This is a genomic window from Enterococcus sp. AZ077, assembly GCF_051714965.1.
Taxonomy (GTDB): domain Bacteria; phylum Bacillota; class Bacilli; order Lactobacillales; family Enterococcaceae; genus Enterococcus_B; species Enterococcus_B hirae.
The window spans coordinates 2,272,501-2,293,382 of sequence record NZ_JBIOSX010000001.1 but is presented as its reverse complement, the minus strand read 5'-3'; the positions used below and the strand labels follow the sequence as shown (position 1 = coordinate 2,293,382).

At 36.6% G+C, this 20,882-nt stretch carries 19 protein-coding genes, 1 rRNA gene, 1 other RNA gene and 2 pseudogenes (1 of these 23 running past the window's edge); 18 read left to right on the top strand and 5 right to left on the bottom strand.

Annotated elements, in window-relative coordinates:
• The first annotated feature begins 133 nt into the window (after nucleotides 1–133).
• Entirely contained in the window at nucleotides 134–466 is a 333-nt protein-coding gene (locus IGL28_RS10695; RefSeq protein ID WP_010720737.1) for a zinc ribbon domain-containing protein YjdM, read from the top strand.
• Nucleotides 467–543: 77 nt separating this feature from the next.
• Nucleotides 544–1,251: a zinc metallopeptidase gene (locus IGL28_RS10690; protein WP_010720736.1), complete on the top strand. Its 708-nt coding sequence runs from the start codon at nucleotides 544–546 to the stop codon at nucleotides 1,249–1,251.
• Nucleotides 1,252–1,452: 201 nt separating this feature from the next.
• On the opposite strand, the gene IGL28_RS10685 is transcribed toward IGL28_RS10690, so the two are convergent.
• Nucleotides 1,453–2,916, bottom strand: coding sequence for a helix-turn-helix domain-containing protein (locus IGL28_RS10685; protein WP_081128540.1), 1,464 nt, complete (start codon nucleotides 2,914–2,916; stop codon nucleotides 1,453–1,455).
• 443 nt (nucleotides 2,917–3,359) lie between these two features.
• On the opposite strand from IGL28_RS10685, the gene IGL28_RS10680 reads away from it, so the two are divergent.
• A complete protein-coding gene (locus IGL28_RS10680; protein WP_010720734.1) occupies nucleotides 3,360–3,902 on the top strand; it encodes a hypothetical protein in 543 nt (180 codons plus the stop codon).
• A 159-nt stretch (nucleotides 3,903–4,061) separates the two neighbouring features.
• Complete coding sequence (locus tag IGL28_RS10675; RefSeq protein WP_081128544.1) at nucleotides 4,062–4,397, top strand: hypothetical protein; 336 nt, start codon at nucleotides 4,062–4,064, stop codon at nucleotides 4,395–4,397.
• Nucleotides 4,398–4,503: 106 nt separating this feature from the next.
• Here the strand turns inward: IGL28_RS10675 and IGL28_RS10670 are convergent, their stop codons facing one another.
• A complete protein-coding gene (locus tag IGL28_RS10670) occupies nucleotides 4,504–5,364 on the bottom strand; it encodes a helix-turn-helix domain-containing protein (protein WP_010720732.1) in 861 nt (286 codons plus the stop codon).
• A gap of 108 nt (nucleotides 5,365–5,472) precedes the next feature.
• Between IGL28_RS10670 and tadA the strand changes: the two genes are divergently transcribed.
• The 10 genes and pseudogenes from tadA (at nucleotide 5,473) to IGL28_RS10620 (ending at nucleotide 13,599) form a co-directional block, all read left to right on the top strand.
• Nucleotides 5,473–5,964: a tRNA adenosine(34) deaminase TadA gene (gene tadA / locus IGL28_RS10665; RefSeq protein ID WP_010720731.1), complete on the top strand. Its 492-nt coding sequence runs from the start codon at nucleotides 5,473–5,475 to the stop codon at nucleotides 5,962–5,964.
• Nucleotides 5,965–6,004: 40 nt separating this feature from the next.
• Nucleotides 6,005–6,089: signal recognition particle sRNA small type (gene ffs / locus IGL28_RS10660), an RNA gene on the top strand.
• 205 nt (nucleotides 6,090–6,294) lie between these two features.
• Complete coding sequence (locus IGL28_RS10655; RefSeq protein WP_010720730.1) at nucleotides 6,295–6,741, top strand: type II toxin-antitoxin system HicB family antitoxin; 447 nt, start codon at nucleotides 6,295–6,297, stop codon at nucleotides 6,739–6,741.
• A 308-nt stretch (nucleotides 6,742–7,049) separates the two neighbouring features.
• Nucleotides 7,050–7,421, top strand: coding sequence for a phage holin family protein (locus IGL28_RS10650; protein ID WP_053766345.1), 372 nt, complete (start codon nucleotides 7,050–7,052; stop codon nucleotides 7,419–7,421).
• 263 nt (nucleotides 7,422–7,684) lie between these two features.
• Nucleotides 7,685–8,092 (top strand): annotated as a pseudogene (locus IGL28_RS10645) (phage tail tip lysozyme); the annotation flags it as partial.
• 75 nt (nucleotides 8,093–8,167) lie between these two features.
• Nucleotides 8,168–9,136, top strand: a pseudogene (locus tag IGL28_RS10640) (peptidoglycan amidohydrolase family protein); the annotation flags it as partial.
• A gap of 971 nt (nucleotides 9,137–10,107) precedes the next feature.
• Nucleotides 10,108–11,493, top strand: a complete 1,386-nt coding sequence (locus IGL28_RS10635) for a bifunctional metallophosphatase/5'-nucleotidase (RefSeq protein ID WP_081128547.1) — start codon at nucleotides 10,108–10,110, stop codon at nucleotides 11,491–11,493.
• Nucleotides 11,494–11,529: 36 nt separating this feature from the next.
• Nucleotides 11,530–12,189, top strand: coding sequence for a YutD family protein (locus IGL28_RS10630; RefSeq protein ID WP_010720726.1), 660 nt, complete (start codon nucleotides 11,530–11,532; stop codon nucleotides 12,187–12,189).
• A 2-nt stretch (nucleotides 12,190–12,191) separates the two neighbouring features.
• Complete coding sequence (locus IGL28_RS10625) at nucleotides 12,192–12,956, top strand: TIGR01457 family HAD-type hydrolase (protein WP_010720725.1); 765 nt, start codon at nucleotides 12,192–12,194, stop codon at nucleotides 12,954–12,956.
• A gap of 1 nt (nucleotide 12,957) precedes the next feature.
• A complete protein-coding gene (locus IGL28_RS10620; protein ID WP_034700571.1) occupies nucleotides 12,958–13,599 on the top strand; it encodes a TIGR01906 family membrane protein in 642 nt (213 codons plus the stop codon).
• A gap of 575 nt (nucleotides 13,600–14,174) precedes the next feature.
• Here IGL28_RS10620 and IGL28_RS10615 read toward each other — a convergent pair.
• Both IGL28_RS10615 and IGL28_RS10610 read right to left on the bottom strand, forming a co-directional pair.
• Nucleotides 14,175–14,684 (bottom strand): phosphatidylglycerophosphatase A family protein, encoded by a 510-nt coding sequence (locus IGL28_RS10615; protein WP_010720723.1) that lies wholly within the window; start codon nucleotides 14,682–14,684, stop codon nucleotides 14,175–14,177.
• A gap of 120 nt (nucleotides 14,685–14,804) precedes the next feature.
• Nucleotides 14,805–15,803 carry an NAD(P)/FAD-dependent oxidoreductase gene (locus tag IGL28_RS10610; RefSeq protein WP_081128548.1) on the bottom strand — a complete coding sequence of 333 codons (999 nt, stop codon included), beginning with the start codon at nucleotides 15,801–15,803 and terminating at the stop codon, nucleotides 14,805–14,807.
• A 327-nt stretch (nucleotides 15,804–16,130) separates the two neighbouring features.
• Between IGL28_RS10610 and IGL28_RS10605 the strand changes: the two genes are divergently transcribed.
• Complete coding sequence (locus IGL28_RS10605) at nucleotides 16,131–16,715, top strand: peptidylprolyl isomerase (RefSeq protein WP_010720721.1); 585 nt, start codon at nucleotides 16,131–16,133, stop codon at nucleotides 16,713–16,715.
• 141 nt (nucleotides 16,716–16,856) lie between these two features.
• Here IGL28_RS10605 and IGL28_RS10600 read toward each other — a convergent pair whose 3' ends face one another.
• Nucleotides 16,857–18,023 carry a MalY/PatB family protein gene (locus IGL28_RS10600; RefSeq protein WP_081128551.1) on the bottom strand — a complete coding sequence of 389 codons (1,167 nt, stop codon included), beginning with the start codon at nucleotides 18,021–18,023 and terminating at the stop codon, nucleotides 16,857–16,859.
• 91 nt (nucleotides 18,024–18,114) lie between these two features.
• Here IGL28_RS10600 and IGL28_RS10595 point away from each other — a divergent pair, with 91 nt between their 5' ends.
• From IGL28_RS10595 to IGL28_RS10585, 3 genes are all read left to right on the top strand, one after another.
• Nucleotides 18,115–18,495 carry a CvfD/Ygs/GSP13 family RNA-binding post-transcriptional regulator gene (locus tag IGL28_RS10595; protein ID WP_010720719.1) on the top strand — a complete coding sequence of 127 codons (381 nt, stop codon included), beginning with the start codon at nucleotides 18,115–18,117 and terminating at the stop codon, nucleotides 18,493–18,495.
• Nucleotides 18,496–18,568: 73 nt separating this feature from the next.
• Nucleotides 18,569–18,931, top strand: coding sequence for a hypothetical protein (locus IGL28_RS10590; protein WP_010720718.1), 363 nt, complete (start codon nucleotides 18,569–18,571; stop codon nucleotides 18,929–18,931).
• Between the two features lie 691 nt (nucleotides 18,932–19,622).
• Nucleotides 19,623–20,882 (top strand): 16S ribosomal RNA (locus tag IGL28_RS10585); it runs 300 nt beyond the window's last position.

Below are 20,882 nucleotides of genomic sequence, written 5' to 3'. Positions count from 1 at the left end.
TTTAGAAGAGAGAGTTGTTCGTTGTAAAAATGATTTTTACTAAACTTTGTTTTAAAAATCACAAATCTCTCTTTTCAAAAGACACGTTATCCGTTACAATAATGCTCAACGCTATTTTTAAAGGAGAAAGAAGATGACATTACCAAACTGCCCACAATGTGGCTCTGAATACACTTACGAAGATCGAGGATTATTTATTTGTCCTGAATGTGCAAATGAATGGACAAATGAAGAACAGGACCAAGTAGATGGCTTGATCGTTCTTGATGCTAATGGTAATCCTTTGGCAGAAGGCGATAGTGTGACAGTGATCAAAGATTTAAAAGTGAAAGGTGCATCTGGTGCCATCAAACAAGGAACAAAAGTGAAAAATATTCGTCTAGTGGAAGGCGACCATAACATTGATTGTAAAGTCGATGGATTTGGACCGATGAAATTAAAATCAGAATTTGTTAAAAAACTCTAATACACTCAAGGTATTTTCACCTTCTTTTTAGATCACTCATGGTAAAATAAGTTAAAATAAAAAGGAGTGGATTTATCATGTATGGATATGGCATGTATGGCTTTTTTGATCCTACATTTTTGTTAGTGATCATCGGATTAGTTATTTCCGGTATTGCCTCAGCTTATGTGAACAGTACTTTTCGTAAATATGACAAAATCAGAAGTAAGAATAACGTGACGGGTACTCAAGCAGCGCAATACATTTTACAAAGTCAACAAATTAATGATGTCGGTGTCCAACAAATTGCAGGAGATTTGACCGATAATTATAATTCAGGAAATAAAATGTTGAGCTTATCACAAGCAACGGCACAGTCTACTTCGGTAGCTGCAATTGGTGTTGCTGCTCATGAATGTGGGCATGCGGTACAAGATGCTGTTGGTTATGCGCCACTAAAGATTCGTGCTGCACTGGTTCCAGTGGCTAATTTTGGTTCGATGATTTCATTTCCATTGATTTTGATTGGTGTTTTACTGAGCTGGAATGATACATTGATCAACATCGGTATTTTTGCTTTTTCACTTGCGCTTTTGTTTCAGCTAGTTACATTACCAGTCGAATTTAATGCATCCAGACGAGCCATTCAAATTCTAAGCGAAGGTGGTCTTCTGACAGCAGAAGAAGTACCAATGGCTAGACACGTACTCTTTGCCGCAGCATTGACATACGTAGCTGCAGCACTTGCCACTTTCTTACAATTGCTTCGTTTGATCTTATTATTCGGTGGTAATCGTAGAGACTAGTACATGGGACATTATTAAGGTCCTTACTAGCAATGAAAAATCGTAAGTAATTATCGTTAAACCGCTTTGACCTGGTTCAAACGCGAAGAGTTGAATAAGATAGGGCTGTCTATCAAGATAATAGTTAAGTATAGGACAACAGGTTGTCCTATACTTTTTTGGCTTGTTTCAGCTATTTTCCAGCTTAAGGAAACAAAAGGATTATTTTTGGTGGAGTCTTTGTATCAGATGGAATAAATGGAGCCAAAGTTCATCTTCACGTTCAGGGTCAAGATAAAAGATATCTGCCGTTTGTTGTTGGGTATCGAACCAATCAGTGACGATTAAATCAGCTTCTTCAGGATTTTCGGTGATTTGTAAAAACTGATGATTAAAAATATTTTTTAATAATTTTTCGATGTGGTAGTTTCCCGAAAAGACCTTGCTTATCTGTAGATGTATCGCTAATTTTTTATTTTCTTCCGATTTTAAAAGTGTATAGATCAGGCGACTAAGATGTTCGTGCAGTAAATTTTGGCTTGGTTGAGAAGTAAACGTGTCAGCGATGATCATTTGTATTTTTTTTAATCGTTGATCCGAGGCATCGATTTTCATATTTTCAGAAGGATAATAAAGTGCATGGAAGTAATCGATTTTTTCTTGGAATAAAAATATAAACGTCGTCAGCATCATAATCAAATAATGGTAATAATATTTCTTTTCACCAGCAGATATCGAAGGGAATGACTCAGCTATTTTTTTGATCAGAAAAGAAACTTGTCGACAAAGCGAATGATTACTTTTAGAAAACTCATAGCCAAAGAGTGTTTTTTGTTGTTCGGGAATGAGGTTAGGAAAAAAATAGCAAAGTAAAAAATTAAAGTATAGTACTTCATTTTGGACAAGACTTTCAGGCAAGGATTGGGACAATTGTTTTTTCAATTCGCTGCTAAAATCTTTTGTAGAAGTTAAAATTTTCATTGTTTCATAGCTTTCTAAGAGGCTAGCATCTGGTAATTGATGATGAGCAGATCGCATTAAAAAGATTGCCACTAATAAGTAAACTTTTTCTTGTATCTTTGATGTTTTCTTGGTCATCAAAAGCTCATTGGATAAATGAGTATGCTTTACTTGGGAAAGTTTCATATTTGTCAAAGGCCAATCAATCCCCTGAAAAGCATCAGAAAAAAAGAAATACATATAAATTCTAATCGATAATTCATCGCCTTTCAAAATGTAACAATTTTGGCGAGAGATGATTTGCAGATGGAACTTTTTAAGTGATTTGTTTAATTGATTAGTTAGTTTTTCTAAATAAGAAGGAGATATGTACAACTTTTCCAGTAATATTTTTTTTGAAACACGGCTGTGTGGCGAATCAAAAAGTAACAATAAAAAATTAAACCGATTTGATTCGCGTAGGAAAAACAATTTTATATAATGAAAGATCGCCATTTTTTCATCTTTATGTTGTGAATCTAACTTCAATTCGCCTTTGGCAGTTGAGTAAATGAATCTAGGGATACTTAGTTGTTGAAAAATAGTCCCGTTTAATTTGCGGATGATTTCTTTGATCGTTCTCTTAGGGATTGATAGAACCTGAGATAATTCACGTAAGGAACATTTATTGGTTTGAACAATGGTATAGAATACTAACAATTCTTTCTTTTTTGCGTCCGTTAACATAAGTTGCTCCTTTTCCTTTTATTTTTTGTCCATGGGAGGACATAAACTGTGAGTGGAAAGAGTTTTTAATGTATGTTATTCTCACATAGTAGTAGTTGTTGTATGTACATGTTGTTATTTAAATGGTATATAACAATCGTTTATTCTATTGTTGTTTTTTTCGCTCATTTTGTCAAGTTATAACAGATTAAATAATCAATTTATATAACAAAAACATTGTTATTTAGCTGATTTTGTTATGTTGGGTTTTGAGTATTGAAGAAAGTTATTAATAAAATAAGCTTCTTGTTGAAATTGTACCTAAATATATTTTTTTGATGTTATGTTGTTATTTTTAATGGGGGATTAGTACTGTCCTCTAAATAATAATGCCTTTAATTTAGAGATGACTAAAAATAATGTCTTTTTAAAAAAATGATCAAAAGTGAGAAAGGAAGAATTGTATGAGTAGAGTAACAAATTTTAGCAAAGAGTATTTACTCTTTAAAAGTATGGTATATGCTGAAGAAAATGGCTTATCAAAGATAACAGCTAGGAGTTTAGCTTCTTTTTGTGGCTGTTCCACTTATCCGATTTATGCCCACTTTAAATCAATACGTATATTAAAAGAAAAAATACTTGAAGAAATAACGATCTGTTTTGATCGCTATTTATCAGAATATGTCATTGATGATTTCTTCAGTATCGTCCATCTACTAAAAGAGTTCTTTTCAATCCATGAAAGCATTCGTGGAGTAGTGATTAAGTCTGAGTTAGATATGGCTTCCTTATTTAAACGTGCGTTTTCAGAATATGTTAAAGAACATACTGGGATCAAAGAGCCTTATTTATTAGAATTACTTTGGCTCAATGCATTAGGCAGTTTGAACTCAGATCGATCTTCTCATGAATTTTTTGAAACAATGACATTGATTTGGAATAAATTGGCTGAGTTGGAAGAAAACTTGCCTGAAGTATTAACAAATATTGAATATTCCCCTAAGTAAATGGATGAAACGATGCTGAAGCGTCCTTTCATATAGATGATCAGAAAAATTGGTGGTAGCGTTTTATCTTTCGGCGATTTTGAAAGTAAAAAAGGGTAAATAGTTCGTTTATCTTTTTATCTATGCTATGATTAATATAGATAAAAGGAGCTGATAATGATGAAAACATCAACAAAAGTAACAATTGGATTAGGTGTCGCAACAGCAGCAAGCGTAGCGACAGCAGTAGTTGTTTCGGGAAAAGTCATTGAAAAAATCCATCATTTGACGAACCGGGCAAAAGTAAAAAAGTTCGTTAATGAGACATTTGATGGAAACGAAAAGCTACTAGATATCGTTGAACATTTATCGGATAGTGACTTAGATTCTTTGATGGGAATCCTGGCGAAGATCAAGTCAGGCAAAAAGAAAATTTCTGTCTACGGAGATTCTCTAAAAGGATCAACGGAAGATGTGAAAGACCGTTTACTCCATTACGTTGATAAAATCATGTGATGCAACAAAAAAAGTAAAGTTAAAAGTACAAAAAGAGCGAAAGTATTAGAAAATGGGACAAACATTATTGGTTTGTCTCATGAACGAATACTTTCGCTTTTTGTGTTCAATGTGTTTGTTCTTGCAGTAAGAGCAAATGACAAAACAGTAAATCATTTGCTTCTTTTAAGTTGAACCCAGTTTGTTCTTGGAATTTTTCGATTTTGTATTTCAATGTATTTCGATGAAGAAAGAGTGATTTAGCTGTCGAACTAATATTACCTAAATTTTTCCATAACACTGAAATGATCTCTTCCATTTCTGTCCGTTTGACCATCTCCTGATAACTTGCAATTAACTGATTGTTGTTCATTGTTCCTTTTGTATAATGATGTAAAGCCACCTCCGATAATGAGATTGCGCCACCATGTAAAGCAAAGTGCTTTTTTTCTTCAAAAAATATTTTCCGCTCTTCAAAAAACAGTTCTGAAAAATTGGGAGAAGGCAAATGAAATGAGCCAATAAATACTTGGGTAGTAATTTCAAAGTCTGCATCTAATGAAAGAAAAATACCTCTTAGCTCAGAAATTTCTAGATAACTAGGACATTTTTTTTCAATCAGTACAGCATCGGTTTCTGTATAAAAGAAAAAATCTTCTAAGTGGAAAAACATTTCACCGATTGTTTCTTGCCATTGGCGCTTAAGAAATTCTCCTCTTGGATCAATGTGAAATTGAATCATGCGAAAGCTTTCTTCTGCTACTAGCGGTTTATTTTCAAATAGATAATGATACCACGGATGATTATCTTCGACAGTAGCTACAGGGAATAACGCTTTCAAAATATTTGTTTCTTGTGTCGAAATCGTCGATTGATCGATCCATAAAAAATAATCATCAATTGCTAAAGAGAGAATTCCTTTATCGGAAGCAGGGGAATTTTTTTTCTGTGCATTAGGATAAAGTGTTATCAGTTTTGTCAAGTCCATCAAAGTCACCTCATGTTTTATTTTACCATAAGACAAAAAGCTAGTTACAACCTTTTTGACTTATGCTAAAGTTAAGCAAGAAAATGAAAAGTAGGGGATCGATTGGAAATGAAGGAAATCGATAATGAAAAACATGAAAAATGGATGCGTTTAGCCATTGAAGAAGCTCAGAAAGCCCAACAATTAGCGGAAGTACCAATTGGGGCTATTGTTGTTTTAAATGATGAAATCATTGGAAGAGGCTATAATTTAAGAGAAACCACGCAAGACGCAACCACGCATGCGGAAATGATTGCGATCCGTGAAGCTTGTCAAAATGTTGGAAGTTGGCGTTTAGAAGAAGCCCAATTATATGTGACGCTCGAGCCTTGTCCTATGTGTAGCGGTGCGATGATTTTATCTCGAGTCAAAGAAGTATACTTCGGTGCGTATGATCCAAAGGGCGGAACAGCGGGAACATTAATGAATTTGTTGACAGATGAACGGTTTAACCACCAAGCCCATGTAGTAGGAGGTGTTTTGGAAACGGAATGTGGCCAACTTTTAACGGATTTTTTTAGAGAGTTGCGCTTAAGAAAAAAGAAATTAAAAAAAGGCTAGCCAAATAAAAAAAAATCAGGTATACTATTATTTGCCGAAAGGCTAGGACAATGGCGGGCTTGTGAAGCGTGTCAGATCTGGAAGGAAGCAGCACTAAGCAGGATCCGCCATGTGTCTGATTAAAACGAATCTTAAAAGCGTGATAGGTAGTACTTTACTACTTGTTACGTTTTTTTTGTCTAATGAACCAGAGCCTCTTTAGTTTTTTAGGTACTTTATTTGTATTTTATAGAGAAGTAAATAGCTATAGAGAGTATAATTGTTATTGGTAGAAAGATTCAGTTTCATACCAATGATCTAAAAATAAATAATCGAAAGAGGTACATATTGATGGTATTAACGTATCCAGCTGTTTTTTATTTAATGACCGATGATAAAGAACCATACTATTTTATACATTTTCCTGATATTGATGGAAACGGAACACAAGCAAATGATATAAACGACGGTATGCAGATGGCTAGTGACTATCTTGGGCTACAATTGTCTTATTATATTGAGGAAGAAAATAAATTGCCGTCTAGCTCAAGTGTAAACAATATTAATGTAGAAAACTATTTCCCTTTTGAGCAGACGAATACATACAATAAAGAGGATTCATTTGTCACGCTTGTTTCAGTTAATATAAAAGAGTATCTGGACATGGAAAAGAGAGAACGTAAAAATGTGTCTATTCCTAAGTGGGCAGATAAATTAGGCAAAGAATTGAAGATCAATTTTTCTGAAACATTGACACATGCGATTTTAAAGAAAGCAGAAGAAGTAAAAAATAATTAAAATAAATGACAAGAAAAAAGCCTGGAATAAAATTTAACTTTAGTCCAAAATATGGATTTTACAAATATTCACAACGAATATTTTGTAAAATTCTTTTTTTGTCACAAATTTTATTATTTTCCAACATATCTAAATGGAAACAAAAATCTTTAGCAAAGTAGTGAAAGGAAGGTCTGACAATGTAAAAAGAAGAATAGTGTATCAAACAAATGATGAAAGCTAAAAGCAAGGGACTCAAAACTGCAAACTAATGTCTGTTATGGAGGGCATTTCTTTCGCAGTCATTACGTTTAAAAGGAGGTGTTAGTATGACGGCATTAACGAAAGTCTTTGCTAGTGATCAAGCATTAATTCACAGTTTTTTTCTAGTGGTTCTATTAGATCTCATAACAGGTTGGCTTAAAGCAAAAGTCAATCATGTTTGGTATTCAACGCTAAGTTGGCGAGGACTTTGGAAAAAACTCAGTCATTTTGTGTTATTGATCCTGACGGGAGTCGTTGATTTTGTGTTGATCCAAAACGGCGTTCATTTTGAATTTACGTTAGTAAAGGTTTTTACGACTTGCCTGATTTTCACTGAGATTGGGAGCATTTTGACTAATATTGCTGAGTCAGAAGTAACGACTTATTTTGAGGGGATTTTAAAATCAATTCAAGACAAAATGAAACCAAAACAATAATGAAACAGAGAACGATTAGGAAGGATCAAAGTGAATTTACTGAGATACTACGTGATAATGACTTTTTTATTTACTAACAAAGCAACCTAGGCACAGCTTTTTAGAAAAAAGTGAAAGATTTTATTTTTTCTGTCACAAATCACTAAAATAGCTCACATATCTATGTGATTCGAATCAAATGATCAAAATAATTTTTTAGGAGGATGAAAGATAACAGTAAGTAATAAGCTGTGTACATTTAAAGGCGCAACTAATATGAAAAAATGATTGAAAGTAAGGAGCGAACAACTATTATGGGACAATTTGAAACAGCAAAAACAATTTGGGATTACTTGGTCAGTCAAGGTTGGTCAAAAACCGCAGTTGCTGGATTATTAGGGAACATGCAATCAGAAAGTGGCATTATTGCCGACCGATGGGAGAGCGACATTGTCGGAAATATGTCTGGTGGATACGGACTAGTGCAATGGACACCAGCATCTAAATATATCAATTGGGCAAATGCGAATGGATTAAATTACAAAGACGTCATTTCTCAATGCAAACGTATTGAGTGGGAGGTAGCAAACAATCAACAATTTTATAATATATCTATGACGTTTCAACAATTTAAGACAAGTAACAAATCTCCAGAAGAACTGGCGAATATTTTCATTCAATATTATGAAAGACCGGCAAATGCAAACCAACCAGCAAGAGCGCAACAAGCTAGATACTGGTACCAACAATTAAACCGAACAAAAGTCGTGGATTGGTTCAATAAACATCGTGGACAGATAACCTATTCCATGACTGGCTCAAGAAACGGTACAGATGGAACGGCAGATTGTTCTGGAAGTATTACTCAAGCAGTCAAAGACAGCTCTGGAATTCCTTATAGCTATTTATATAATACGGTTACCCTTGGTGGTTATCTCCAAAGATGTGGTTATGTATTAGTTTTAGTCGGAAATTCAAACGCTTCCAATCTCTCTCAGCTGAAAGATGAGGATATTGTTTTACTTTCTGGTGGGTCCTCGATGGCTGATTCAGGTGGTGCGATTGGACATACAGGTGTGATTACTGGTGGTGGTAAAAACATCACTTCAACTTGTTACTATACGCAAGGAGAAAAAAATACTGCGATTCAAGAATTACGTTTTGATAAAAATTATATCGTTGCAAATGGGTTTCATTATTATGAAGTTTGGCGTTTTTCTGGCGGTTTTAATCAATCAAGTTCAACAGGAATGACTAATGACCCAACGCCACCTTCATTTTCGACAAATGTTCATTATAGTTTACGAGTGTTGGGGGGAGCTTGGTTAGGAGAAATCACTAACTTTAACAATTCAGATTCTAATGGTTTTTCAGGATTACCGAATCATCAACACGATATGCTATACATCAAGGTTGATAAAGGAACATTACGTTATCGAGTACACACGATGACAAGCGGTTGGTTAGATTGGGTTAGTAAAGGTGATCCAAATGACATGGTCAATGGATGTGCAGGGAATCCTGGAGAAGCTATTGATGGTGTACAAATTTATTACACAACACCTGCTGGAGAAACTTATTCACAAGCATATTACCGTTCACAAACGACCGCTCGTGCTGACTGGTTACAAACTTGTTGCGATGATGGAACATCGATCGTCGGTTATGATGGTTGGGCGGGGATGTTTGGCGAACCGCTAGACCGTCTGCAAATCGGGATTGCGAAATCCAATCCTTTATTTACTTATTCACCAGGGGTAAATAATGGGGGAAGTTTTTCTACCAATGTTCACTATGGGTTACGTGTTTTGGGCGGAAGTTGGTTAGGAGAAATTACCAATTTCAATGATGTAGATTCCAATGGTTTTTCAGGATTGCCAAATAATCAACATGACATGCTTTATATCAAAGTAGATGCGGGAACGATTCGTTATCGAGTCCATACAGTAAAAAGTGGTTGGTTAGATTGGGTCAGCAAAGGTGATCCAAATGATATGGTCAATGGATGTGCAGGAAATCCTGGTGAAGCCATCGATGGTGTGCAACTTTACTATACAACACCTGCAGGTAAGACATTATCGCAAGCCTACTACCGTTCTCAAACGACCGCCCGAGCTGGTTGGCTAGGAGTATGTTGTGATGATGGCACCTCTATCGCTGGCTATGATGGCTGGGCAGGGATGTTTGGCGAACCATTGGATCGTCTACAAATCAGCATAGCTGCATCTAATCAATTTTTTGATTAAAAAAACTTCAATTAGTTGGCTGAAAAGAGAAAAATGAGAAACTGATTGCTACTTGATTACTACTTGATTACTACTTGATTATTACTGAAGAAGTAGTGATAGAAGAGTTAGTTTTAAGAAATAAGCCGAAGAATTCCGACATTCGTCCTGCGTATATTGGAAATTCTACGGCTTATTTCTGTCGATTTGATTGAAAGTTAGCTGACGAATAAATGGGCAATGCCGATAGAATTATATCTATTGATCATGTTTTGCTGTAACGTATTTTTTCATCACTTTTCTACCCCGAATCGCTAGCTAGAGAGATACTGATTATTACTTTGATCCGATATTATCCACAAGGCTAACGTTTAGAATGGAGTCTATTCACAGCGGAGGAATTTGATTTTCTTTAAAATCTTTCAAAGTGAACAAAGAAAAAGCCTATGGTATGATAAAGAAAAGTGAGGCGAAAGAATAAGATGGAAAAAATAGTTCTATTACATACGAATGATTTACACTCGCATCTAGAAAACTGGCCTAAAATCAGAAGGTTTATTGAGCAAAAAAAGCGTGAAAACGAAAAAAAAGAAAATACCACGACCATCACTGTTGATTTAGGTGACTTTGTTGATCGCTGGCACCCGCTATCAGAAGCAACCGATGGACAAGCAAATGTTGAACTAATGAATAACGTAGGCTATGATGCTGTGACGATAGGTAATAATGAAGGCGTGGGAAATGCCAAGGATCAATTGAATCATCTTTATGATCAGGCAAACTTTGATATTTTATTGGATAATTTGTTTGATAAACATCTGTTGCAACCGCCGAAATGGGCAAAAAAGTACAAGATCATTGAAACTCCTCAACAGACTAAAATCGGCTTACTGGCTTTGACGGCTCCTTTTCCCTTAACATATAGTCCAAATGGTTGGGATATCAGAAACCCTTATGATATTTTGCCTGAATTAGTGGAAGAACTAAGACCAAAAGTAGACATCTTGGTATTGATGAGCCATCTAGGTATCCAAGACGATCGTCAGATTGCCCAAGAACTTCCGTCAATCGATGTAATCTTAGGCTCACATACGCATCATTTGCTGATTGATGGTCAAATCGTTAATGGTGTTCAGCTTGCAGCAGCGGGAAAATATGGACAATACGTTGGAGAGGTTCATCTCACCGTTGATGAGCATAAAAACATCATCCAAAAATCAGCTCGGGCTATCCCAACAGAAACGATGACGACGTTTATTGAAGATGAGCAGGAAAGCCAAGATTATTTAACTAAAGGGCACGAACTATTAGCGGCAAAAAAAGTAGCCAAGTTACCTTATGATTTATCAGTAGATATTTTTTCGGAACATTCTTTTATCTATGAGGCGTTAGAAGCAGTCAAGTATCGTGGGCAAACACAAGGGGCAATGCTAAATAGTGGGTTGTTTTTAACTGGATTACCAGCAGGGCTGATCAATCAGGATCAACTGCATACGGCATTGCCTCATCCAATGCATTTACTGAATGTCACACTTAAAGGAAGTGATTTGATTCGATTGGTATTAGAAATCGAAAAAAATCGTGCCTTTTTACGCAATTACCCAATCAGAGGTATGGGATTTCGGGGAAAAATTTTTGGACAAGTGATTTATAGTGGAATCTCTTATGATGCAGTGAATCATCAAGTTCACTGGCTGAATCAGCCGATAGATAACGAGCGTCGATATACATTTACAACAGTGGATCATTTTATGTTTGTACCTTTCTTTCCAACGATTGAGATTGCTGGTGAAAATGAATTTTTATTTCCGGAATTTATTCGTAGCGTAGTAGGGGAATACTTAAATGCTCACTATCCAATAAAATAAAAACAAGGTATAATAGGAACGATAGGTGGTGAAAGCATGTCGGCAAAACAAAAAGAGCAACACGCCGTTGAAGCTAAAACAAAAGAAAAACAGACAGCGAAAAATGTCGAGGATCATACGGTGACAGAAGAAATCACCGCCGTGTTAGAAGAAATTATCGAAGAACCCAAACCGGAGAAAGTAAAGGGAGAAATCATTACTTTCATCGATGAGAAGAATTTTTTGATTGGCGAACAGCACTATCGCCTAGTAAAGGATCATCGAGAGGGGTTCAATCCAGAAAAACTTGGCGAAAGATATAGTGAAGTCTTGTCGCGTTATGACTATATCGTTGGTGATTGGGGCTATGAACAACTAAGATTAAAAGGATTTTTCCGTGTAGATAACAGACGTGCTCATCCCGACCAACGAATTGATGCTTTGGAAGATTATTTGTATGAGTATTGTAATTTTGGTTGCGCTTATTTTGTGATTGAACAAATCGGAGGTAAGAAGGAAAAAAATACTCCTCGCCGAAGAAAAAAGAAAAATCAAAACCAACATCGTGCGTACATTGATGAGAAAAAAGGACCCGTTTCTTCAAATCACAAAAAACCGGTCATCAAAAAAAGAAAAACAGAACAAAAAAAGACTGAAAAAACATCAACTAAACCAAAAGCCAACACTAATTTTACGATAAGACAAAGGGAAGAGTAAAGATGGATTATAAAGGATATTTGATTGATTTAGATGGAACGATTTATCGGGGGACTGAACCTATACCTGCTGGGAAACGTTTTGTGGAGGCTCTTCAGGCAAAAAAACAGCCTTTTCTGTTTGTTACGAATAACACCACAAAAAGTCCGCAGGCAGTAGCCAATCGCTTGGCAGATGAATTTGATATACACGTTAGCCCAGAAACTGTTTATACAGCTTCTTTAGCAACGATCGATTTTATGCACGCTGCCGGGAAAGGAAACACGTTTTATGCCATAGGTGAAGCTGGTTTGATCGATTTGATTTTAGAAGCAGGATTTGTCTGGGATGAAGAAAATCCCGATTATGTAGTGGTCGGTCTAGATAATTATCTGACGTATGAAAAAGTAGTCAAAGCGACTCTTGCGATCCAAAAAGGGGCAACATTTATTGGAACAAATCCAGATAAAAATATTCCAACTGAGCGTGGGTTGCTGCCAGGTGCAGGATCGGTTATTTCGTTTGTGGAGACAGCTACACAGACGCCGCCGATTTATATTGGCAAACCAGAAGCGATCATTATGGATAAGGCGGTAGAAAAATTAGGTTTAACGAAAGCAGATGTCATCATGGTTGGAGACAACTATGAAACAGACATCCAAGCAGGGATTCGAAATGGGATTGATACGTTGTTGGTGCTCTCAGGATTTACGAAAGCTGAGGATGTACCTTTATTACCGGTACCTGCTACACACGTTCTCCGTTCGTTAGATGAGTGGAGTTTCTAGAATGAGAAAAACAAAATGGGTGTGGGGAGAATATGCTGGTTTGGTTTGTCTATTCTTCATGCTGATCAGTCTGGCGATCGCGATAACAATCAATTTTCGCTTTCTCTATGAACTAGACATCAAATATCTGAATATATTGGATCATACTACGCTTGATCAGGAAACTTTATTGAAAAATTTTGATCAATTAATGGCTTATTTAAATAATCCTTTTCAGAAGGAATTAAGCCTGCAAAATTTTCCTATTTCTGCAAGTGGGGCACATCATTTTTATGAAGTCAAAAAACTTTTTTTACTTAACTATTTTGTGCTGCTGCTGACGTTGATACCTAGTATCTACTATCTTTTTTATCTGAAACGTCATAAGCGTTTTTGGCGTTTAGTTCAACCGTTTAAGATTGGAATGCTCGTACCGATTGTTTTTGGCTTTTTTATGTTGGTAGGATTTGATCGCTTTTTTATCTTGTTCCATGAAACATTTTTTAACAACGACGATTGGCTGTTTGATCCGACAACCGATCCAATCATTAACGTCTTACCAGAACAATTTTTTATGCATAGTTTTATTTTATTTTTTATTTTAATTGAACTCTTTTTTGCTTTTTTTGTGATCATTGGAAAAAGAGAGCTAAAAAGAAGTTAAAATCAAACATAGAATAGAACAAATCATAATGCCTATTTTGTTTCAACAGAATAAAAAAAGCCCGAGACAAGGAGATTGTCTCGGGTTTTTGCTTTAAACGGTGTTCAAACATCAGCTCCTTGAAATAAGCCTGAATTTTTCAAAATATGAGAAGCTATTTTAAAAAATTCTTTCTTATTGTCATCGGAGCTATGCGATGTTTTCACAACCTCTGATTCACGGTGTTCAAAGAGCTGTCCTTCGGTATTAAGTCAAAAAATCTCAAAACATGAAAAGCTGTTTCGAGATTTTCATCCTTAATACTCAGGACAAAACGCTCTTTTCACAACCTCTTTCTCTAAACGGTGTTCAAACATCAGCTCCTTGAAATAAGCCTGAATTTTTCAAAATATGAGAAGCTGTTTTAAAAAATCCTCTCTTATTCGCTCGGAGCTGATCGCTTCTTTCACAACCTCTGATTCACGGTGTTCAAAGAGCTGTCCTTCGGTATTAAGTCAAAAAATCTCAAAACATGAAAAGCTGTTTCGAGATTTTCATCCTTAATACTCAGGACAAGTCGCTCTTTTCACAACCTCTTATTGAGTCAAACGACTGCGTTTTTCTGGCTCTTGGTGAGCAAGACGACTGGCAGCAGAGGCAGCGATTGCACCCACGATGTCATCCAAGAAAGTATGCACATTTTTTCCGTCATGGCTATTTAATTTTTGTAAAATACCAGGCTTTACTTTATCGATATAGCCATAATTAGTGAAACCGATTGTCCCATAGACATTTACAATTGATAAGGCTAGTATTTCATCGATCCCATACAGTCCTTCATCATCTTCAATGATATGTTGGAGCGGTGACATCAATTTATTTTCTTCTGCTAAAATATCTAATTGAACCCCAGTTATGATCGCGTTATGGACTTCACGTTTGGTTAAGACAGCGTGAACACTTTGGATACAATCTGCTAAAGTAAGATCAGTAATGTAATCTTTTTGTAAAAACATCACTAGCTCAGCAATGTCTTCAAGGGTTACTCCACGCTCATTAAGCAATTCACGTGCTTTTTCTTCTAGCGTTTCAGTTTTGATAACCATTTTCTTCCTCCTTTTGCTTCTGTGAATCAACTATATTGTTAGCCTACCAAATAAAAAAGCAAGAAACAAATGTTGTCTCCTCTGCTTTGGACAAAATGGTCAAAAATCATACAAGCTATCCTATTTCGGAGGAACTTTTTTATCGTATAAACTGGTACTATGTCCAGGTTGTGTGCGTTCTTTAGGGTTAATAAAGTGTAACGCATTATTGACAGCTGTAGGTGCTTCGCCAAATCCAGTAGCGATCAATTTTACTTTTCCTTTGTAAGAACAGATATCGCCAGCAGCATAAACGCCTGGTATCGAGGTTGACATATCTGAGTTTACTGAAATTGCATTTCTGGTACTTTCAAGTCCCCATGTTGAAAGATGTTCTAGATTTGAGGTGAATCCATAATTAACAATCAATGAATCAATCAGTAACTCAATTGTTTCCTCGCTTTTTACCCGTTTTAAGCGAACAGCGGTCAATTCCCCATTTTCTCCAGATAATTCATCAATGAGATAGGGAGTTAAAAGATTGACTGATGAAGCTTTCAATAAGTTTACACTATGCTCATGAGCTCTAAATTCTGGCCGGCGATGGATAAGATAAACTTCACTCGCAATCGGTTCTAGCATCAACGCCCAATCAATTGCTGAATCACCACCACCTGCAATTGCTACTTTTTTACCAGCATATTTCATTAAATCGTTCACAAAATAATCGAGTCCGTGATGCTCATAAGTTGTTGCTTCTGGTACATTTAATTTTCTAGGTTGAAAAGAACCGCTTCCTAAAGTCAAAATGACTGCTTTTGAATAGTGGATTCCTTTAGTAGTGGTGATCTCAATTATTTCATCTTCTTTAGTAATAGAAAGAACTTCCTCATTCAAATGAAAAGAGTGATTGAATGTGGTTAACTGTTTTTCCAGATTTGCTACTAAGTCACTGGCTTTCACGGCGGGATAGCCGGGAATATCATAAATATATTTTTCTGGGTAAAGCGTTGATAATTGCCCACCTAGTTGAGGTAAACTGTCAATGATCTTAGTTTTTGCTTGACGCATACCTGCGTAAAACGCTGCAAACATCCCTACTGGTCCTGCACCGATAATTGTAATATCATAGATTTCCATAGAAAACTTCCTCCTCATACCCACACTATAGCAGAATTTAATTGAGAATACTTCTCAAACAAATGATTTATTTCTAATTCTTAAGGAGGTTGGGGCAGAAGCGAAAACGATCTCTCGTGAAATCTACTGGTTCACATATTTAAAAATACTCGTGGATTATTTTTTAAGTCAGAGAAACGCAGAAAAGTATCTATCATTTGATAAAAAGTATATAATCATTTTTACATAAGGATGAGTCTTTTTGTTTTCTTAAGTTTCATGTAACAGCGAATAGAGAGAATATGTTATTATTACCAATGAAGGAATAATTTTTAGGAGGAAAAAGATATGGTATTCCCACAATTAAGCTTAGAAAATGAAAAAGGACCAAAGGCAGTAATAAAAACAAACCGTGGCGACATTACGGTCCAATTATTCCCAGAATTAGCGCCTAAAACAGTTAAAAATTTTATTGAACTTGCTAAAAAAGGATATTACGACGGAGTAATTTTCCACCGTGTCATCCCTGATTTTATGATTCAAGGTGGCGATCCAACTGGTACAGGTATGGGTGGCGAAAGCATCTATGGTGAAAGTTTTGAAGATGAATTTAGTCGTGAGTTGTTCAACTTACGTGGGGCGTTATCGATGGCTAACTCTGGACCAAATACAAACGGTAGCCAGTTCTTTATCGTGAATAATGAAAATGTACCAGCGAATATGCTAGATCAATTAGAAGGTGCAGGCTTCCCGGCTGAAATCATCGAAGCATACAAAGGTGGTGGGACACCTTGGCTAGATTTCCGTCATACTGTATTTGGTCATGTGATTGATGGCATGACTACCGTAGATGAAATTGCTAACGTACAACGTGGTCCACAAGATCGTCCAGTACATGATGTAGTGATCGAGAAAGTTGAAGTATCAGAATAATCACTCGCAATAGTAAGACATTTTAATTATTAACTAATCACAAAATAAACCAACTGGTTTCAATCATTGACCCAGTTGGTTTATTTTATTTCTAATTAGAATAGAACCTCGTTTAAAAGTCGTCAAAAGTGCTTTTGTTTTTTATGTGAAGGCTTTTTTTATCCGCATCAATCCATCTAGTAGTGTTTCTTCCGGACAAGCTAAATTCAATCGCATATGAGCATGACCGGCAGGACCAAATGAGATGCCAGGATTTAAAACAACTTTTCCTTTGGTAATCAATGTTTGTTCTAGCAACTCGTCATTCGCTTCATAAGCAGAAAAATCTAACCACATCAAATACGTTCCTTCAATCGTCATCACACCTAGTTGAGGTAAATGTTTTTCAAAAAAAGAAGTGGCAGTGGCCGCGTTTTTTTCTATATAAGAAAGCAGTTGACTAAGCCATTCTCTACCCGTTTCGTAAGCAGCTTGTGTACCGATTAGACCAAAAGTATTTATATCTTGTTGCTGATTCATTAGTAACCGCTGTTCAAATTGTTCTTTTAATTTAGGATTTTTTATAAACACCATTGAGTTTTTAATCGCTGCTAAATTAAAGGTCTTGGTTGCCGAAGTAAACGTGATTAAAGACTGACTTAGTGTTTCATCAATCGTTAACATCGAGTTAAAATGGTTCGTTGAAAAAACTAAGTCTTGATGAATTTCATCACTAAAAAGCAGCACTTTGTGTTTCAAACATAGTTCGCTTAGTTGTGATAATTCTTCTTTAGTCCAAACACGCCCCCCTGGATTGTGGGGATTACAAAGGATTACCACTTTTACTTGTTGTTCAACGATCTTTTTTTCCATATCTTGAAAGTCCATCATGAATTTATTGTTTTGTTCAATTAATTGACTCCGTATAAGCTGACGATGATTACTCTCGACGATTGCAGAAAAAGGTGGGTAAACGGGGTCATGGATCAGCACACTGTCACCTGGTTCAGTAAAAGTTTGAATTGCAACAGCTAAACTAGATAAAACACCGCTAGTAAAGACAATGTGTTCTTTTGTTAAAGATACCTGATGCTGTTGTTTTTCCCAATTGATGACTGCGTGATATAATTTTTCTGAAACGGTAGAGTAACCAAAAAGACCTTGAGAAACATAATTTTCAAAAGCTTTTTTTACTCCAACAGGTGATAAAAAATCCATGTCTGCAACCCATAAAGGCAATAAGTCGTCTCTTTGATAGGTTTCTTTAATTGAATCCCATTTTACGCTATCGGTATGTCTTCTTGAAACTTTCTTGTCAAATTCACTCATCTAAAGGACCCCTTTTTCTATTGAGTATTTTCAAAACTTCTTTTTTTAAATCATTTACAGTATAATGATAAATGCAAAGAGAGGGAAGTACATGACATATAAAATTGGACAAATAATTAAAGGAAAAATAACTGGAATACAGCCTTATGGTGCATTTGTGTCTTTAGACGAGGAAACACAAGGCTTGATTCACGTATCAGAAGTACAATCAGGTTACACGAAAAGTATTCACACATTGTTAAAAGTTGGTCAACCAGTAACTGTTCAAATCATTGACATTGATGAATATTCAAAAAAAATTAGTTTGTCGTTACGTACGTTGGAGAAGAAGAGCCCTGTTATTCCTTATCGAAGGAAAAGATACTTTACGAATAAAAATAAAAAGATCGGGTTTGCCACGATTGCGGAACAACTACCAAAATGGGTGGACGAAGCACTAGAAGAACTAGAACAGAAAGAAAATAAGAAATAAAAAGTGTATTTTTTCTGAAAATGTGCTAGAATTTTTATGTAAACCACAGAACAAGTTGATCGAGGTGGAAATTTTGGCAAGCAAAAAAGTAGCTGGTACAATCATGTTGCATTTGGAGGATGGATCAAAAAAATTTTTAGTCCATTCAATTGATGACAAGCTGGAGTTTGCATTAGCAGAGCTTTCAGAAGAAAAGACGGGGTTAGCAAACATACTTAGCTTTTTAAAAGAAATCGTTCATATTGATGTTAGCAAAATTAATTTGATGGAGTTGACCAATACACATATTAATCACGAAAATGTTCCATTGTTTGTTTTTGAAACTGAGCAAAAAAGTCAAAGTGAAGACTTAGGTAAAGGCTATCTTTGGGAAGACCCAGATCAAATGCGCTCTGTCCTTGGCACTTACGAAGTGGAAGGAGTTCCTTTCTTTTAATGTAGAATTAGACACCAAAAGAAACTTGAAAAAAAATTCAAGTTTCTTTTTTTATGGTAACCGACCCTCCTTAAAGGATGAAACGTTCAGTTTATCATGGATTATATTCGATAATGCAAACTTTTTTATGCTTCTTTTGAAGTAAAAGCGAATGATGATCTTTTGCTTGAATATTTTTTTGAAAAATTAAGTGAAAATGCTTGTTGACGTACCTTGGTTTACGTGATAAATTTATTAACGTTGATTTAAGAAACAGCGTAATGAAACTTTCTAAAAAAATAGCAGAAAAGTTCTTGACGTTTCTAAAAACACATGATAAGATAACTAAGTCGTTAAAAAACGACAGCTTACGAAGCTTGATTCTATCGAAAAAAACTTCAAAAAAGTTGTTGACAAATAACAAACGACGAGTTATGATAAATGAGTTGCTGAAACACTTCTAAAAAATGAAGTCGAAAAAAACTTTTAAAAAAGAGTTGACAAACAAACGTCACTCTGATATGATATAAAAGTTGCTACGGCAATCTCAACTGATTAGCTTTTAATCAAGTAGACCTTTGAAAACTGAACAAAGCAAAGACAAACCAAATGTGTAGGGCGTCTTGATTGATTCAAGACAACAAACATTTTTAACAAGCAAGCAATATGCTAGCAAACAATTGAGCTTAACAATCGCAAGATTGTTCGAACTTTTTATGAGAGTTTGATCCTGGCTCAGGACGAACGCTGGCGGCGTGCCTAATACATGCAAGTCGAACGCTTCTTTTTCCACCGGAGCTTGCTCCACCGGAAAAAGAGGAGTGGCGAACGGGTGAGTAACACGTGGGTAACCTGCCCATCAGAAGGGGATAACACTTGGAAACAGGTGCTAATACCGTATAACAATCGAAACCGCATGGTTTTGATTTGAAAGGCGCTTTCGGGTGTCGCTGATGGATGGACCCGCGGTGCATTAGCTAGTTGGTGAGGTAACGGCTCACCAAGGCGACGATGCATAGCCGACCTGAGAGGGTGATCGGCCACATTGGGACTGAGACACGGCCCAAACTCCTACGGGAGGCAGCAGTAGGGAATCTTCGGCAATGGACGAAAGTCTGACCGAGCAACGCCGCGTGAGTGAAGAAGGTTTTCGGATCGTAAAACTCTGTTGTTAGAGAAGAACAAGGATGAGAGTAACTGTTCATCCCTTGACGGTATCTAACCAGAAAGCCACGGCTAACTACGTGCCAGCAGCCGCGGTAATACGTAGGTGGCAAGCGTTGTCCGGATTTATTGGGCGTAAAGCGAGCGCAGGCGGTTTCTTAAGTCTGATGTGAAAGCCCCCGGCTCAACCGGGGAGGGTCATTGGAAACTGGGAGACTTGAGTGCAGAAGAGGAGAGTGGAATTCCATGTGTAGCGGTGAAATGCGTAGATATATGGAGGAACACCAGTGGCGAAGGCGGCTCTCTGGTCTGTAACTGACGCTGAGGCTCGAAAGCGTGGGGAGCAAACAGGATTAGATACCCTGGTAGTCCACGCCGTAAACGATGAGTGCTAAGTGTTGGAGGGTTTCCGCCCTTCAGTGCTGCAGCTAACGCATTAAGCACTCCGCCTGGGGAGTACGACCGCAAGGTTGAAACTCAAAGGAATTGACGGGGGCCCGCACAAGCGGTGGAGCATGTGGTTTAATTCGAAGCAACGCGAAGAACCTTACCAGGTCTTGACATCCTTTGACCACTCTAGAGATAGAGCTTCCCCTTCGGGGGCAAAGTGACAGGTGGTGCATGGTTGTCGTCAGCTCGTGTCGTGAGATGTTGGGTTAAGTCCCGCAACGAGCGCAACCCTTATTGTTAGTTGCCATCATTTAGTTGGGCACTCTAGCAAGACTGCCGGTGACAAACCGGAGGAAGGTGGGGATGACGTCAAATCATCATGCCCCTTATGACCTGGGCTACACACGTGCTACAATGG